14 protein-coding genes and 1 pseudogene are annotated in these 15,662 nt (G+C 70.1%); 9 read left to right on the top strand and 6 right to left on the bottom strand.

All coding sequences use genetic code 11. The features are described 5' to 3' along the window. Nucleotides 1–78 precede the first annotated feature (78 nt). Both ACYVF7_RS45370 and ACYVF7_RS45365 read left to right on the top strand, forming a co-directional pair. On the top strand, nucleotides 79–2,436 hold the full coding sequence (locus ACYVF7_RS45370) for a polyribonucleotide nucleotidyltransferase (protein WP_460352163.1): 2,358 nt from the start codon (nucleotides 79–81) through the stop codon (nucleotides 2,434–2,436). After that, nucleotides 2,433–3,761, top strand: coding sequence for a M16 family metallopeptidase (locus ACYVF7_RS45365; protein WP_460352162.1), 1,329 nt, complete (start codon nucleotides 2,433–2,435; stop codon nucleotides 3,759–3,761). Before ACYVF7_RS45370 ends, ACYVF7_RS45365 begins: the two co-directional genes overlap by 4 nt. 72 nt (nucleotides 3,762–3,833) lie before the next feature. On the opposite strand, the pseudogene ACYVF7_RS45360 reads toward ACYVF7_RS45365, so the two are convergent. From ACYVF7_RS45360 to ACYVF7_RS45345, 4 genes and pseudogenes are all read right to left on the bottom strand, one after another. Beyond that, nucleotides 3,834–4,714 (bottom strand): annotated as a pseudogene (locus ACYVF7_RS45360) (ornithine cyclodeaminase family protein). A gap of 68 nt (nucleotides 4,715–4,782) precedes the next feature. Beyond that, a complete protein-coding gene (locus tag ACYVF7_RS45355; protein WP_460352161.1) occupies nucleotides 4,783–5,478 on the bottom strand; it encodes a GntR family transcriptional regulator in 696 nt (231 codons plus the stop codon). An 83-nt stretch (nucleotides 5,479–5,561) separates the two neighbouring features. Next, nucleotides 5,562–6,578 carry a proline racemase family protein gene (locus ACYVF7_RS45350; protein WP_460352160.1) on the bottom strand — a complete coding sequence of 339 codons (1,017 nt, stop codon included), beginning with the start codon at nucleotides 6,576–6,578 and terminating at the stop codon, nucleotides 5,562–5,564. 73 nt (nucleotides 6,579–6,651) lie between these two features. Continuing rightward, entirely contained in the window at nucleotides 6,652–7,227 is a 576-nt protein-coding gene (locus ACYVF7_RS45345; RefSeq protein ID WP_460352159.1) for an MFS transporter, read from the bottom strand. Here ACYVF7_RS45345 and ACYVF7_RS45340 point away from each other — a divergent pair. The 4 genes from ACYVF7_RS45340 (at nucleotide 7,211) to ACYVF7_RS45325 (ending at nucleotide 10,447) form a co-directional block, all read left to right on the top strand. Further along, nucleotides 7,211–7,504, top strand: coding sequence for a hypothetical protein (locus ACYVF7_RS45340; RefSeq protein WP_460352158.1), 294 nt, complete (start codon nucleotides 7,211–7,213; stop codon nucleotides 7,502–7,504). The genes ACYVF7_RS45345 and ACYVF7_RS45340 overlap by 17 nt on opposite strands. Then, entirely contained in the window at nucleotides 7,501–8,238 is a 738-nt protein-coding gene (dapB, locus tag ACYVF7_RS45335) for a 4-hydroxy-tetrahydrodipicolinate reductase (protein WP_460352157.1), read from the top strand. The genes ACYVF7_RS45340 and dapB overlap by 4 nt, the downstream gene beginning before the upstream one ends. 150 nt (nucleotides 8,239–8,388) lie before the next feature. Then, entirely contained in the window at nucleotides 8,389–9,609 is a 1,221-nt protein-coding gene (locus ACYVF7_RS45330) for a WD40 repeat domain-containing protein (protein WP_460352156.1), read from the top strand. A 271-nt stretch (nucleotides 9,610–9,880) separates the two neighbouring features. Beyond that, nucleotides 9,881–10,447, top strand: coding sequence for a Uma2 family endonuclease (locus ACYVF7_RS45325; protein WP_460352155.1), 567 nt, complete (start codon nucleotides 9,881–9,883; stop codon nucleotides 10,445–10,447). Nucleotides 10,448–10,536: 89 nt separating this feature from the next. Here ACYVF7_RS45325 and ACYVF7_RS45320 read toward each other — a convergent pair whose 3' ends face one another. Beyond that, nucleotides 10,537–11,271, bottom strand: coding sequence for a hypothetical protein (locus ACYVF7_RS45320; RefSeq protein WP_460352154.1), 735 nt, complete (start codon nucleotides 11,269–11,271; stop codon nucleotides 10,537–10,539). 348 nt (nucleotides 11,272–11,619) lie between these two features. Here ACYVF7_RS45320 and ACYVF7_RS45315 point away from each other — a divergent pair, with 348 nt between their 5' ends. The 3 genes from ACYVF7_RS45315 to ACYVF7_RS45305 all read left to right on the top strand — a co-directional run bounded on the left by ACYVF7_RS45315 (nucleotide 11,620) and on the right by ACYVF7_RS45305 (nucleotide 13,628). Then, entirely contained in the window at nucleotides 11,620–12,879 is a 1,260-nt protein-coding gene (locus tag ACYVF7_RS45315; RefSeq protein WP_460352153.1) for a PP2C family protein-serine/threonine phosphatase, read from the top strand. 123 nt (nucleotides 12,880–13,002) lie between these two features. Then, complete coding sequence (locus ACYVF7_RS45310; RefSeq protein ID WP_460352152.1) at nucleotides 13,003–13,254, top strand: type II toxin-antitoxin system Phd/YefM family antitoxin; 252 nt, start codon at nucleotides 13,003–13,005, stop codon at nucleotides 13,252–13,254. A 2-nt stretch (nucleotides 13,255–13,256) separates the two neighbouring features. Continuing rightward, the gene (locus ACYVF7_RS45305) at nucleotides 13,257–13,628 is read left to right on the top strand and encodes a type II toxin-antitoxin system VapC family toxin (protein WP_460352151.1); all 372 of its coding nucleotides are present in this window, start codon (nucleotides 13,257–13,259) and stop codon (nucleotides 13,626–13,628) included. A 28-nt stretch (nucleotides 13,629–13,656) separates the two neighbouring features. Here ACYVF7_RS45305 and ftsH read toward each other — a convergent pair whose 3' ends face one another. Next, nucleotides 13,657–15,633, bottom strand: coding sequence for an ATP-dependent zinc metalloprotease FtsH (gene ftsH, locus ACYVF7_RS45300; protein WP_460352150.1), 1,977 nt, complete (start codon nucleotides 15,631–15,633; stop codon nucleotides 13,657–13,659). Nucleotides 15,634–15,662: the final 29 nt, after the last annotated feature.

The raw sequence follows: 15,662 nt of genomic DNA, 5'->3' as shown, positions 1-15,662 counted from the left end.
CCGGCACCTCTTACCAGAGCGCTGCACCTCCGGGTACGGATGCGGGATTTCCCACCTGACCCAAGGAGGTTTCACATCGTGGATGGTGTGAAGATCGCCGAAGCCGTCATCGACAACGGCGCATTCGGCCAACGCAAGATTCGCTTCGAGACGGGCCGGCTGGCCCGCCAGGCGTCCGGCTCGGCCGTCGTCTACCTCGACGACGAGACGATGGTCCTGTCCGCGACCACCGCGTCGAAGAAGCCGAAGGAGAACCTCGACTTCTTCCCGCTGACCGTCGACGTCGAGGAGCGGATGTACGCCGCCGGGCGCATCCCCGGCTCCTTCTTCCGCCGCGAGGGCCGGCCGAGCGAGGACGCGATCCTCACCTGCCGGCTCATCGACCGGCCGCTGCGCCCCTCGTTCAAGAAGGGCCTGCGCAACGAGATCCAGGTCGTCGAGACGATCCTGGCGCTGCACCCGGAGCACCTGTACGACGTCGTGGCGATCAACGCCGCGTCGATGTCCACCCAGCTCGCGGGCCTGCCGTTCTCCGGCCCGATCGGCGGCGTGCGCGTCGCGCTGATCGAGGGCCAGTGGGTGGCGTTCCCCACCCACCCGGAGCTGGAGAAGGCGACCTTCGACATGGTCGTCGCCGGCCGGGTGCTCGAGGACGGCGACGTCGCGATCATGATGGTCGAGGCCGAGTCGACGACCGGCACGCTGAAGCTCGTCGCCGAGGGCGCGGTCGCGCCGACCGAGGAGACGGTCGCGGAGGGCCTGGAGGCCGCCAAGCCGTTCATCAAGGTCCTCTGCCAGGCGCAGAGCAGCCTCGCCGAGCAGGCGGCCAAGGAGACGGCCGAGTACCCGATCTTCCTGGACTACCAGGACGACGTGTACGGCGCCGTCGAGGCGGCCGTCCGCACCGAGCTGGCCCAGGCGCTCACGATCGCGGGCAAGCAGGAGCGCGAGACCGAGCTGGACCGCGTCAAGGCCCTGGCGGCCGAGAAGGTCGGCCCCGACTTCGTCGAGCGGGAGAAGGAGATCAGCGCCGCGTTCCGCGCGCTGACCAAGAAGCTCGTCCGCGAGCGGGTCATCTCCGAGAAGGTCCGCATCGACGGCCGTGGCGTGAAGGACATCCGCCAGCTGACCGCCGAGGTCGGCGTCATCCCGCGCGTGCACGGTTCGGCGCTGTTCGAGCGCGGCGAGACCCAGATCATGGGCGTGACCACGCTGAACATGCTCCGCATGGAGCAGATGATCGACACGCTCAACCCCGAGCGCACCAAGCGCTACATGCACAACTACAACTTCCCGCCGTACTCCACCGGGGAGACCGGCCGCGTCGGCTCGCCGAAGCGGCGCGAGATCGGCCACGGCGCGCTCGCCGAGCGCGCACTGCTCCCGGTGCTGCCGACGCGTGAGGAGTTCCCGTACGCCATCCGGCAGGTGTCGGAGGCGGTCGGCTCGAACGGCTCCACCTCGATGGGCTCCGTATGCGCCAGCACCATGTCGCTGCTGTCGGCCGGCGTCCCGCTCAAGGAGATGGTGGCCGGCATCGCGATGGGCCTCATCAACGAGGGCGACGAGTACGTCACGCTGACCGACATCCTCGGCGCCGAGGACGCCTTCGGCGACATGGACTTCAAGGTCGCCGGCACCCGCGACGTGATCACGGCCCTGCAGCTCGACACGAAGCTGGACGGCATCCCGGCGAACGTCCTTGCCGCCGCGCTCAAGCAGGCCAAGGGCGCCCGGCTGGCGATCCTCGACGTCATGCACGAGGCCATCGAGGCCCCGGGCGAGATGAGCCCGAACGCGCCGCGGATCATCACCATCAAGGTCCCGGTCGACAAGATCGGCGAGGTCATCGGCCCCAAGGGCAAGATGATCAACTCGATCCAGGACGACACCGGCGCCGAGATCACGATCGAGGACGACGGCACGATCTACGTCGGCGCCACCGACGGCCCGTCCGCCGAGGCCGCGCGGCAGGCGATCAACTCGATCGCCAACCCGCACATGCCCGAGGTCGGCGAGCGCTACCTCGGCACCGTGGTGAAGACCACCACGTTCGGCGCCTTCGTGTCGCTGCTGCCCGGCAAGGACGGCCTGCTGCACATCTCCCAGATCCGCAAGCTGCACGGCGGCGCGCGGATCGAGAACATCGACGACGTCATCAAGGTCGGCGAGAAGATCCAGGTCGAGGTCACCGAGATCGACAACCGCGGCAAGCTGTCGCTGGTCCCGGTCGAGGTCGTCGAGCGCGAGGCCGCGGCCGCCGAGGCCGCTCCCGCCTCCGACTCCGACGAGGCGCCGGCGCCCGCCGAGGACGGCGAGCGGGCCGAGCGCCCGGAGCGCCGGGAGAGCCGCGACGGGGGTGAGCGCCCTCGCCGGCGTCGCACCCGTAGCAGCGGCGGCAGCGGCCGTGGCGGCGACAGCGACCGTAACTCATGACGGTCCTCGCCAGGGAGCAGGAGCCCGGCTCCACCTACGTCGTACACCCCGGCGCCGACGGCGCCGGGGTGGTCCGGCGGACGGTCCTGCCGGGTGGGCTGCGCGTCGTCACCGAGACCGTGCCGACCGTCCGGTCGGTGGCCTTCGGCATCTGGGCCGGCGTCGGCTCGCGTGACGAGTCGGTCGAGGACGCGGGCGCGAGCCACTACCTCGAGCACCTGCTGTTCAAGGGCACGCGCAAGCGCACCGCGCTGGAGATCTCCTCGCTGATGGACGCGGCGGGCGGTGAGATGAACGCCTTCACCGCCAAGGAGTACACCTGCTACTACGCGCGGGTGCTCGACTCCGACATGCCGCTGGCCATCGACGTCGTCTCCGACATGGTGATCGACTCGCTCATCGAGCCGCAGGACGTCGACGCCGAGCGCGGGGTGATCCTCGAAGAGATCGCCATGCACGACGACGACCCCACCGACGCGGTGCACGACGAGTTCTCCGCGGCACTGTTCGGCGACACGCCGCTGGGCCGCCCGATCCTCGGCACCGTCGAGTCGATCAGCGGCATCGGCCGGGACCGCATCGCGCGGTACTACCGGGACCGCTACGTCCCGCAGAACCTCGTCGTCTCGGCGGCCGGCAACATCGACCACGACGAGGTCGTACGGCAGGTCCAGGCGGCGTTCGCGGGCGTCCTCGGCGACGCCGGGCAGCGGCCCACCGAGCCGCGGATAGGCGGCCCCGGCGCGGCGCCGACCCCCGGCGTACGGTCACTCGATCGGCCGACGGAGCAGGCCAACCTGATCCTCGGCACCGTCGGGATCACCCGCACCGACGAGCGACGCTTCGCCCTCGGCGTCCTGAACGCCGCGCTCGGCGGCGGGATGTCCTCCCGGCTGTTCCAGGAGATTCGCGAGAAGCGCGGCCTGGCATATTCGGTGTACAGCTACAACACCCAGTACGCCGACACCGGCATCTTCGGGGTGTACGCCGGCTGCCTGCCCGCCAAGGTCGACGAGGTCCTCGAGATCTGCCGCGAAGAGGTCGCCAAGGTGGCCGAGCACGGCATCACCGAGGAGGAGCTCGAGCGCGGCAAGGGCCAGCTGCGAGGATCGTTCGTGCTGGGTCTTGAGGACACCGGGTCCCGGATGAGCCGCATCGGCAAGAGCGAGCTGGTCTACGACAGCCTGCTCTCGGTCGACGACATCCTGGGCCGCATCGAGGCCGTCACGCTGGACGACGTCCGCACGGTCGGCCGCGACATCCTGGGCCGCTCGATGACCCTGACGGTCATCGGCCCCTTCGAGGGCCGCGACTTCACCCTCTGAAGCATCACCGAAGGGGCTTTCCGGCTCGTCCCGACGAGCCGGAAAGCCCCTTCGGCGTTCACGGGAACGGCCTCATTCGTTCGGAAGATAGCGCTGGGCGAGCAGGTGGGCGATCGCCCAGTCCTGCATGGCCACGCCGACGGTCTTGAAGACCGTACGTCCGGCACGGGGCGGCACGCCGTCGGTGAGGGCGGTTCCGAGTTCGATGAGATGGCCCTCGGTGATCGCACCCTGCCGGAGGGCGTGGATGACCTCGCCGGCTTCTTCGAGGACGGCCTCCCGCTCGTCGATCACGACGGTCGCGTCGGCGAGCAGTTCGTCGGGGAGCTCCCGCATGGTCGGGCGGAACGAGCCGATGGCGTTGACGTGTGCGCGGTCGGCCAGGGAGTCGAGGGAGAACAACGGCGTCGTCGAGGTGGTCGCGCAGCAGACGATGTCGACATCACGGACGGCCTTGTCGGCATCGGTGCCGGCGACGATGTCGGTGACGGGCAGTTCGGCGCGAATGACGTCGGCCAGTGCTTCGGCGCGATCGCGGGTGGTGCCCACGATCTCGAGTCCGGTGAGCGGGCGGACGGCGTGCACGGCGCGGATCTGGTCGGCGGCCTGTCCGCCGGCACCGATGATGGCGCAGGTGCCGGCCTTGCCGGGGCGAGCAGGTCGGTGGCGACGCCGACGATCGCGCCGGTTCGGATGCGGGTCACCTCGGCGGCATCGGCGACCAGGTGACGAGCGTGACCGAGTTCACTCCAGACCACGGTGCCGACGATGGCCGGCGTGCGGTCGGTGAAGTTGAGACTCAGCGTCTTGACCATCGTCGATGCGGTCGGGCGGTGGTGGGCCGACATGACCAGGAAGGCGCCGTCTCTGAGAGCCGTCCGCGTCGGCATCTCGAACTCGCCTCGCCGCATTGCGACGAATCCGGCCCGCACCGCGTCGATCGCATCCGACATGGGGATGGCGGAGCGGATCTCCTCAGGACCGATGGTGATCACGTCCATGGTCTTCTCCTGACTGTGGGCTAGCCGTCTTGCCCTGACGCCCAGATCGTCCGTGTGTGCTCGATGTGGGTGCGGGTGAGAGCCTCGAGACCGGGCCGGTCCTTCGCGGTCGCGAGGTCGATCATCTGCATGTGCTCGCGTGTCGACTGGAACAGCCGGCCGGAGCGCGCCAGGGCTTCGAGACCGTAGAGGCGACTGCGACCGCGCAACTGCCGGACCACCTTGACGACCTCGGTGTTGCCGTGCAGCGCGAGAAAGGTGGTGTGGAACTCGGTGTCCAGCCGCATGTACGTGATGAGCTCATCGGCCTCGGCGGCCGTCTCGAGGTCGCGCGCGAGTTGCCGGAGCGTGCCGAACACGGCGTTCATCGACTCGTCGTAGCGCTCGGCGACGGCACCCATCGTGGGGACCTCGAGCAGGATTCGCGCTTCGGCGAGTTCGTCCAGTTCCTGGTCGGACACCTCGGTCACACGGAAGCCCTTGTTGCGCTCGACCTCGCCGAGCCCCTCTCTGGCCAGATCGAGCATGGCCTCACGCACCGGCGTGGCCGACACCCCGAGCATCTCGGCGAGAACCGGAGCGGAGTAGACGACGCCGGGCCGCATCCGCCCGGCGATCAGCGCAGCACGTATGGCCTCGGTGACCTGCTGACGCAGACTGCTTTCCCGGGATACCGATGAGAACTGCAGATCTCCCGTGGAAAAGACGGCATGCATCGTGTCTCCATCGAGCTTGCGTGTGATCGGCTCTGCCCGGATCTTCGGCCCGGTCGCCCCCGGCCTTGTCATCATCGCCGACCTCAGCGAAGCACGAAGCCCGGAACCATGTCGTCCTCGGGGTCGACGACGAACTTGTGCTCCCCGGTCCGGAAGGCGCGCCCGGTCACCACGGGGATCACCGCGTCGCGCCCGGCGACCTCGATGGTGTCCGTCACCCGGGCAAGCCACGTCGAATCGACGATCGAGGAGTGGACGAGGGCCTGGCCCTGCTTGAGCCCGCCGGTCGCGTGGAGCGTGGCGACCCGTGCGCACGTCCCCGAACCACAGGGCGAACGGTCGACCTCGCCGTCGGCGAAGACGGTCACATTGCGCTGTCGGGGGTTCCCGTCGGCGTCGGCCCCGAGATCTTCGAAGAAGATCACCCCGTATATGCCGCTGAGCCGTGAGTCGAGAGGGTGATCGGCATAGGCGGTCGCGTTGAGCCATGTCCTGATCTCGCGACTGGCCTCGATCAGAGCGGGGAGAGAGGCGACATCGACCGCGAGACCGAGTGCCGAGGCCGGCACCTGGGCGTAGATCGCGCCACCGAAACCGATCACACACCGGGCCGGCCCGCGGGACGTCGGCACCACGACTTCGTCATGGAGGACGTAGCTGGCGATGTTGACGAAGTCGACCGCGGTGACCCTGGAGCCGGTGGTCGAGACCTGGGCCGTGACACGGCCCGACGGCACGTCGACCACGACGTTGGTGACGCCCGTGGGGTCGGCCGGCACCAGACCGCTTTCGACCGCCCACACGCCGAGGGCGATGGTGCCGTGCCCGCATGCGGTGGAGAAACCGTCCTTGTGCCAGAAGAGCACACCGAAGTGCGCTCCCGGGTCGTCCGGGGGCACGATGAAGCCTCCGTACATGTCGGCGTGACCACGCGGCTCCGAGCAGAGGAGCCGGCGGAGTCCGTCGACCTCCCCGTCGGTCATCGCCGCGACGCGCTTCTCCGCCACCGTCGCCCCGGCGATCTCGGGCAGGCTGGTGACGATCCGGAACGGCTCGCCGCCGGCGTGGTAGTCGACGGCGGAGATGCCTTCACTGATCACGCTGCCTCCGTTCGAGGTCAAGGGGACAGTAATATTGCAATGGTAAATAGTACAAGGGGTTACCCCAGGAGTGTCATGACGACTGCCGCTGCGCGCGCTGGAGTAGCGGGGCGCTGAGAGCCGCGAGTGCCGCGAAGCAGGCGGCGACGAGGAACGCCCTGGCGTAGCCGGCCGCCTGTGCGTCCGTGTTCCCTCCGGGGGCGGCGGCGACCGTCGCCAGGAGGGCCAGGCCGACGGCGCCGCTGACCTGTCGTGTCGTGTTGAAGAGGCCGGACGCGACCCCGGCCGACGTCGCCGGGACGCCGCTCGTGGCCGCCATCGTGATCGGCGTGATGGCCAGTCCGGTGCCCAGGCCCACGAGCACGCCCGGCAGGCAGACGCCGGTGAGGTAGGCGCTGTGGGCGTCGAGCCCGGCGAGGCCCAGGAGGCCGATCGCCGTCACCGCCGATCCGAACGCCGCGACCGGCCGTACGCCGTGCCTGTTCGACGAGCGCCCGCTGAGCTGCGCTCCGATGAGGACGCCGACCGAGACCGGCAGGGCGGCCACGCCCGTGCGCAGGGCCGAGTATCCGAGGACGTTCTCCAGGTACAGCGACAGAAAGAAGGGATAGCTGAAGAAACCGATCCCGAGGATGGTCCGGGCGGCCAACCCACTGCATGTCCACGGCGACACCTCCGAGGCGGCCTACCGGCGGTTCCGGGGGCGGGTCGTCGACGTCTTCACCGAGGCCGGCATCGAGCCCGCGGTCCAGTGCTGGTACGTCTTCAGCACCGCCCTGCTGGGGTGGCTGGCGAACGAGCAGGGCGGTCCGCCGACGGATCCGCCACCGAGGTTCGAGGTCTTCCTCGACGTGCTGATAGGAGGGCTTCCCCCGGTCGGCGATAGGCTCGGCGAGGCCCGTACGAGCAGGAGGAACGAAGAATGATCAAAGTCGGGGTGCTGGGCGCGCGCGGGCGCGTCGGTGCCGAGCTGTGCCGCGCGGTCGAGGCCGCGGACGACCTCGAGCTCGTCGCGGCGGTGGACGCCGGCGACTCCCGGGAGCCCCTCGAGGCCGCACAGGTCGCCATCGACTTCACCCATCCCGACGCGGTCATGGACAACCTGCGCTGGCTGGCCGAGCACGGCGTGCACGCGGTCGTGGGCACGACCGGGTTCGACGACGAGCGGCTCGCCACCGTACGCGGGTGGCTGGCGGAGCGGCCGGGGACCAACATCCTGATCGCCCCCAACTTCGCCGTAGGCGCGGTGCTCATGATGCACTTCGCCCAGAAGGCGGCCCCGTTCTTCGACTCGGTCGAGATCGTGGAGCTGCACCACCCGAACAAGGCGGACGCCCCCAGCGGCACTGCCCGGCGCACCGCCGAGCTGGTCACGGCCGCGCGGGAGAAGGCCGGTGTCGGCCCGTCCCCGGACGCGACCACGACCGGCCTGGACGGCGCGCGGGGCGCGGACGTCGACGGCGTCCACGTGCACGCCGTCCGCCTGTCCGGGCTGATCGCGCACCAGGAGGTGCTGCTGGGCGGGCACGGCGAGACGTTGACGATCCGGCACGACTCGCTGAGCCGCGAGTCCTTCAGCCCGGGCGTCCTGCTCGGCGTCCGCCGTGTCGGCGAAATGCCCGGCCTCACCATCGGCATCGAGTCGCTGCTCGGCCTCTGATCGCCGTACGACCGGCCGCCTGCCCCAGCGGGGATCTGGCGGCCGTCGTGCTTCTTGCGGGTCGCGCGCACGCCCCGAGGCCAGGCAGCCAGGGCAAGCCGCAGCGAGTCTGCCCGGACAGGTCTGCGCGAACGAGGGGAAGCTCGCCCGATGATCGAACAGTGGCAGGCCATGGCCGGCGACGGTCGCGAGTTCGAGGCGTGGGACGAGATCACCCGCCATGCCGAAGACCTGCCGGAGGACGAGGTCCGGGCGCTGATCGAGGAGTTGGCCGGCTGGCCGGGTCGGCGCCCGATGCCGCACCGCTGGTGGGAGCGGCGTTCCCGGGGCGAGTGGGCGCCGTGCTTTCTCCTGGCCGACCACCGCGTCCTGCACGGAGACTTCGAGATGCGCGACATGGCGGATCCCGACGCGTACGAGGAGTTCTATGGCACCTCAGCCGTGGGTGACGAGGGTTTCTTCAGCGGCTTCAACGCGATCGGGACCAGTCCGGACCTGCGCTGGACGGCGCTCGTCTCTGAGGCCGAGGGCAACAGCTCCAGCGGCGGGCTGGAGGTGCTGGACGCCGAGACCGGAGCGTGGGAGACCGACGGCGTCCAAGAGGACGATCACTACATCGGCTGGGGCGAGGACGTGGCCGTCAGCCCGGACGGCTCGCTCGTCGCGGTCGCGGGCAGGTTCGACCGGCAGGTGATCGTCTGGCGCGTCCCGGGACCGGAACGACTGTGGGCCGCGGGCTCGTGGCGGACGGGCACGGAGGGGGCGGGGTACTCCCACATCGGCTTCAGCGGGGACGGGAGGCTGATCGTGGCCGTGAGTTCCGCCTCTCCATGGGACGAGACCGTGGAACGGAACGTCGTGGTGGCCGACGGAGAAAGCGGCGACGTCATGTTCACCATGGCCACGGTCGTCGCCGGAGGCGCCGTGCTGGATCACGCCGGTGCCCGCCTCGCCTACGTCGGACCGGACGGTGACGTCCTGATTCACCGGCTGCCCGGCGGGGAGGTGGTGGTCCGGCACCGTACGGACCTGCCCGGCGCCGGCCCGCTCGTGCTTTCACCGGAGGGTGACACGGTCGCCGTCGGCGGCGACGGCGGCGTGGAACTCGTTGGGCGATCGACCGGGCGCGTGCCGGCCGAGGGAACGTGCCGGGCCATCACCTGGTCGCCGGACGGGCCACGCGCCCTGTTCGCCTCGGAAGAGGCCGCCACGGTGATCGACGGCCGGGGGCGTGCGCTGTGGACACGCCCGATGGAGGATCCGAGCCTCCTGGTGGCCGCCTTCACTTCCGACGGGCACACGCTGGTCACGATCGAGACGTACCCGGCCGAGATCACCGCCTGGTTCCTGGACCGCGACCTGCGGGGATGAACTCGGCCTTCACCGGGCGCGGTCAGGCGTTGAGGCGGGTGAGCAGCGTTTCGATCAGCGCGTGCAGGGACTCGCGGGAGCCGTGCCGGAGATAGGCGCGGACGCGTCCGGTCGACGCAGATGTCATGGCCACTTGTCCCGGCCTTATGGCGCCGTTGGCGCGCCGGTACGTGGCGGTGCCGGCCAGTCGGCGGGGCCATCCGGAGCCGGGCCGGAGACAGTACCCTATTGGTCAGGGCCGGGTCCGCTGAGCAGGCTCAGGAGGTAGGACATGACTGCCGACATGATCGCTCCTGCATGGATGCATGAGCAGATCACGGCGGAGCAGTACGACTCCTGGCCCGAGGAGCAGTGCGAGGGCATCGAAGTCGTAGACGGGATGGTCGTCGTGAGTCCCAGTGCGTCCAAGCGTCACAAGCGCCTGGCTCGCATCCTGGCGAACGCCTTGGACGACGCGGGGCGCCCGGAGTGGAACGCCGACACCGACTTCGACGTTCGGCTGCAGGACGTGCCGCTCACCAATCGCCGCCCGGATGTCGTCGTGTACCGCGCGGACACGATCGATGTCACGCCGACGCGTCCCGAGCATGTACTACTGGTGGTCGAAGTGGTCTCACCGGGCTCGGAAACCACCGATCGGGTCGTGAAGGTTGACCAATATGCCAAGGCCGGCATCGCGTTCTACTGGAGGGTCGAGCAGGCCCCTACCGGTGTCCCGCTGCTGTACACCTATGTTCTGGACCCGGCGACCAGGGTGTACCGGGATGGAGATGTATTCACCGGCGTGGTCAAGGTTTTGGCCCCCTTCCCAGTGGAGATCGACCTCGGCTCCGTCTGAGTGACGTTGGTCGGGTCGCCCGGGTGAGTTGCACGCCGACTCCCATCCACGGCCGGTGAGCGACGGCTTTTCCTCCGGCGCGACGTGCCTCAGGCGTTGAGGCGGGTGAGAAGCGTTTCGACCAGCACGTGTACGGACTCGCGGGAGCCGTGTCGGAGGTAGGCGCGGACGCGGCCGAGGACGTCGACGCGGGTGCCGTGGCCGAGGCCGGCTCGCAGGTGCAGGGGTCCCGAGCGTCCTGGCGGCCCGAACCACCAGGTGGCCTCCCGGGTGTGCCGCCGCAGCACCTCGCCCGCGTACGCGCCGGCGAGGACGGTCAGGTCGCCGTCGGTGAACTTCTCGTCCTCGTCGTCGGCGCGCAGGCCGTGGAGGCGGCGCCGCTCTTCCAGCGCGTCGTCGAGGAGTTCCAGGGACTCGACCGAGCCGTCGAGGCCGTGCTGGGCGGCGAAGCGGTCGGCGTTCGCGCCCTGGAGCGTCGCCAGGTCCGGTGTGCCGTCGGGCAGGTTGGGGAAGCGGGCCGGCCGTCCGGTGGCCGGGCGCGGGCGCAGGGCGCTGCCGATCGTCGCCGCGATGTCCCGATCCCACAGGAACTGCAGCACGCTCCCGGGCGGCTCGCCGGTGCTGTGCACGAGGACGGTCGAGCGGCGTCCCTCCCCGCCGAGCCGTTCGGCGTGCGCCAGCGCCGCGGCCACCTTGATCATGAGCTGGACGTATTCGAGGGCCTCGCGCTCCGGTGCCCAGTCGTCCGTCACGAGCCAGAGAGCCTGATCGCCATCGGGAGGACCCGTGACGAGATCGGCGTTGTCGAGGTCGGCGAGGCCCACAGGATGAACTCCGTACGGGGGAAGTGTTCGCTGCGGCGAACATTGTCGCGCCGTTGGGCATCCGTGTGCACTTCGACCCGCCGCGTGTCCTGCGAGTCATCGGCACCGTCAGTGGGCGACCGTACCGGTTTATCGCAAATGTCCTGCGGGTAGGCGTTGGGCACGGCCGCCGCCTGCGGCCGACGATGTGGTCACGACGCGGCCACCGGGTTCTGGTCCATCCCGCATGTGCCTGAGGGGATTCCCTGTCGTGACCTGTGCATCCTGTGAGCACGCATGCCCGAACGCCGCCGCCTGGAGGCATCCGGCGGCCGAGGGCACCGGAGTCTGCCGGGGAGGTCGGCCGCGATGACGTCGACCGCGCGGAGGCCCGGCAGCGACGAGATGGACGGAGTGGCGGGGAAGGCCATCGCGGAGCTGCTGGGCCGGTCGCATCTGCTCCGGCCGGGCGCCGTCGCCGACGCCCTGGCCGAGTGCGCGCGGCCCTTCGGCGTCCAGGGCGCCACGATCTACCTCGCCGACCTCGGGCAGCAGTACCTGCGGGCCATGCCGGGAGCGGACGATGGGCCCACGCCGGAGCTGCCGATCGACTCGACCCTCGCCGGTCGGGCCTTCCGGACCATCGAGGTCCAGCCCGGCGCCGCGGACGCGGACGGGCGGCACCACGTGTGGCTGCCCCTCATGGACGGCACCGAACGGCTGGGCGTCCTGGAGCTCATCGTCGACGACGTGAGCGAGGCGACGCTCGACCGCTGCCGTACGCTCGCCTCCCTCGCCGGGCTCGTCGTCGTGAGCAAGAGCGCCTACAGCGACGCCCACGCCCACGTACGGCGGACGCAGCAGATGGCCCTGCAGGCCGAGATGGTCTGGGCGTTCATGGCACCGCCGACGTTCGCCACGGACGACGTCATCATCGCCGCCGCGATCGAACCCGTGTACGGGGTGGGCGGTGACGCGTACGACTACTCGTTGCTCGGCGACAACCTGCACCTCGCGGTGTTCGACGCCGTCGGGCACGACCTGCCGGCCGGCCTGATCGCCAGCGTGGCCATGGCCAGCTGCCGGAACACCCGGCGCGCCGGCGGCGACCTCACCGACCTCGTGGCCCGCGCCGACCACGCGATCGCGGGCCAGTTCGGCGGCTCGCGGTTCGCGACCGCGCTGCTGTGCGACCTGGACGTCACCACCGGCCGGTTCCGCTGGATCGCCTGCGGGCATCCGCCGCCGCTGCTGATTCGGGACAACAAGGTGATCAAGGAGCTGTTCCGCCGGCCGCGGCTGCCGCTCGGCCTGCCCGAGGACCGGCACGACCTGGACCTGGCGGCGCCCCCGCCCGTCCACACCGAGCACCTGCAGCCCGGCGACCGCCTCCTGCTCTACACCGACGGTGTCGTCGAGGGGCGGGCCGCCGACGGCACGCAGTTCGGTGTGCGGCGCCTTGGCGACTTCGTCATCCGGCACAGCGCGGCCGGCATGCCCGCCTCCGAGACGCTACGCCGCCTGAACCGCGCCATCCTCGACTTCCAGCACGGCCGCCTGGCCGACGACGCCACGACCGTCCTCGTGGAGTGGCACCCGGACGACCCGCAGCGCCAGTACGGCTTCTGAGCCGACCAGGGCGTCGTCCGCCGGAGGGCTGCTGGATCTCGCTCGAAACGCGTGATGCGGTCGAGGTCAGCGTACTCTCTGGCTAAGCGGACTAGACTTAGTCTGGTCATGCGGGAGGTGCTCATGTCCAAGGGGACGGACGAGCAGTACAACATCCACGAGGCCAAGACACATCTGTCCCGGATCATCGACCGAGTGGAGGCAGGCCAAGAGGTCATCATCAGCCGTGCGGGGAAGCCGGTGGCCAAGGTGGTGCCTCTGTCCGCTCAGGTCCATCGCAAGGGACGGGGCTCGTTGCGCGGCAGACTCGTTCTTGCCGACGACTGGGACTCCGAGGAGACGAACGCCGCTATCACCGCAGAGTTCGGACTTTAGCCGTGAGGTTGCTGCTCGATACGCATGTCGTCCTCTGGTGGTTGATCGACGCGCCGGAGCTCGCGGACGAGGTCAAGGACCAGATCGATACGGAGCCTGACGTCTTCGTGAGTGCGGCGAGCATATGGGAGCTGGCGATCAAGCAGGCGACCGGCAAGCTGGGACCCGCCGACATTCCGGAGCAGGTGGCAGCCTGCGACCTGCGGGAGCTTCCGATAACGGCACGCCATGCCATGGCCGCCGGAAGGCTGCCCTCCATCCACCGGGATCCATTCGATCGGATGCTCGTGGCGCAGGCACAGTCCGAGGGGCTGACCCTGGTAACCCACGACGCGATGGTGCAGAAATACGACGTCTCGGTGCTGCACGTCTGAGCCGGGTCAGGCCCCTACTCGAGCCGGGTCAGGCACCCACTTCCGTGGGCTCCGGGCGGCGGTCGACGCCGGCCGCGGCGTACGCCTCGAGCTCGTCGAGAGTCTCCTTCTCCAGCAGGGCCTCGGTCAGGGCGTCCAGCCTGCCGCGGTTCTCGCGGAGCGTCTGGACGGCCTCGGCGTAGCACTCGTCGACGATCCGGCGGGTCTCCTCGTCGACGGCGTTCAGCGTCTCCGGGGCGAGGTACTGCCCCCCGGCCGGGTCCCCGCCGTCCGACGGCAGGACCGACAGCCGCCCGACCTTCTCCGACATGCCCCACCGGCCGACCATCGAGCGGGCGATCCGCGTCACCTGCTCCAGGTCGCTCTCCGCGCCCGTCGTGACGACGCCGAAGACGACGTCCTCGGCGGCCATCCCGCCGAGCGCGCCGATGATCCGGCCGCGCAGGTAGTCGCGGTCGTAGGCGTACCGGTCGCCCTCAGGGGTCGACACCGTCACGCCCATCGCCCGCCCGTGCGGCACGATCGTGATCTTGCGGACCGGGTCCGCGCCGGGGAACAGCATGCCCAGCACCGCGTGCCCGGACTCGTGGTACGCGGTGCGGCGGCGCTCCTCCTCGGGGATCACGATGCCGCGCGCGGTGCCGAGCTGCACCTTGTCCAGCGCGGAGGTGAACTCCGTCCGGCCGATCGTGTCGCGCTCGCGCTTGACCGCCAGCAGCGCCGCCTCGTTGACGAGGTTGGCCAGGTCGGCGCCGGTCATGCCCGGCGTCATCTTGCCGATCGCGATCAGGTCGGCGTCCGGGGCGAGCGGCAAGCCCTTGGTGTGCACCTTCAGGATCTGCACCCGGCCGTCCAGGTCGGGCGGGGAGACGGCGATCTGGCGGTCGAACCGTCCCGGGCGCAGCAGGGCGGCGTCCAGCACGTCCGGGCGGTTCGTCGCGGCGATGACGACGACGCCCTCCGACCCGCTGAACCCGTCCATCTCCGTGAGGATCTGGTTGAGCGTCTGCTCGCGCTCGTCGTTCCCGCCGAAGCTGCCGGCGCCGCGCGCCCGGCCGATCGTGTCGATCTCGTCGATGAAGATGATCGACGGGGCCGTCTTGCGCGCCTCCTCGAACAGCTCGCGTACGCGGGCCGCGCCCACGCCGACCACCATCTCGACGAACTCCGAGGCGGCGGCGGAGTAGAAGGGGACGTCCGCCTCACCGGCGACGGCGCGCGCGAGCAGCGTCTTGCCGGTGCCGGGCGGGCCGGTCAGGAGCACTCCGCGCGGGATCTTCGCGCCGAGCCGCCGGTACTTGTCCGGGTGCTTGAGGAAGTCGACGACCTCGGTCAGCTCGTTCTCGACCTCGTCGATGCCGGCGACGTCCTCGAAGGTCGCCCGCTTGGCGTCGGCGGCGACCGGCTTCGGCGTCCGTTTCAGGCTGCCCAGGACACCCCCACCGCCACCGGCCCGCCGGGAGATCCACACCATCGCGGCCACCCACAGGCCGACGAACAGCAGCGTGGGCAGCAGGGACATCACGAGGCTGGAGAGGAGTCCGCGCGGCTCGTTGATCGGCTTGGCCTGGATGACCACGCCCTTGGCCACCATGTCGGCGTAGACCTGGTCCTGGGCGAAGGAGGGCCGTTCGGTCCGGAAGTCGCGGTACTTCTTGCCCTTGCCGTCGGGCTGCGGCTGCGAGCCCTTCAGCTCTCCCTGGATGGAGAAGCCCTTGGTGTAGATGTCCTTGACGTTCCCGGCCTGCACCTGCTTGGTGAACTCGGTGTACGGGACCGTGATCTCGGCCTTCTGGCCGGACATGAACGCCGACAGGTAGCTCGACCCGAAGATCAGCGCGAGCAGCAGCCAGAAGATCCACAGGCGGTTCGGCGGCCGCAGCCGTCCCTGGCCGGGCGGCTGCGGGCGCTGCCCGTCGGGGACGCCCTCGGAGCGCCAGGGCTTCTTCGGGTCCTTCCGCGGCGGGGCGGGGGACTCGCGCCGCTGCGATGACTCTCCGGCCACTTCACGCTCCTTAACAGGACTATTTCCGG

This window comes from Actinoallomurus acanthiterrae (assembly GCF_054775715.1).
Note: the sequence above shows the minus strand (reverse complement) of the source record. Positions and strands in the feature narration are given on the sequence as shown.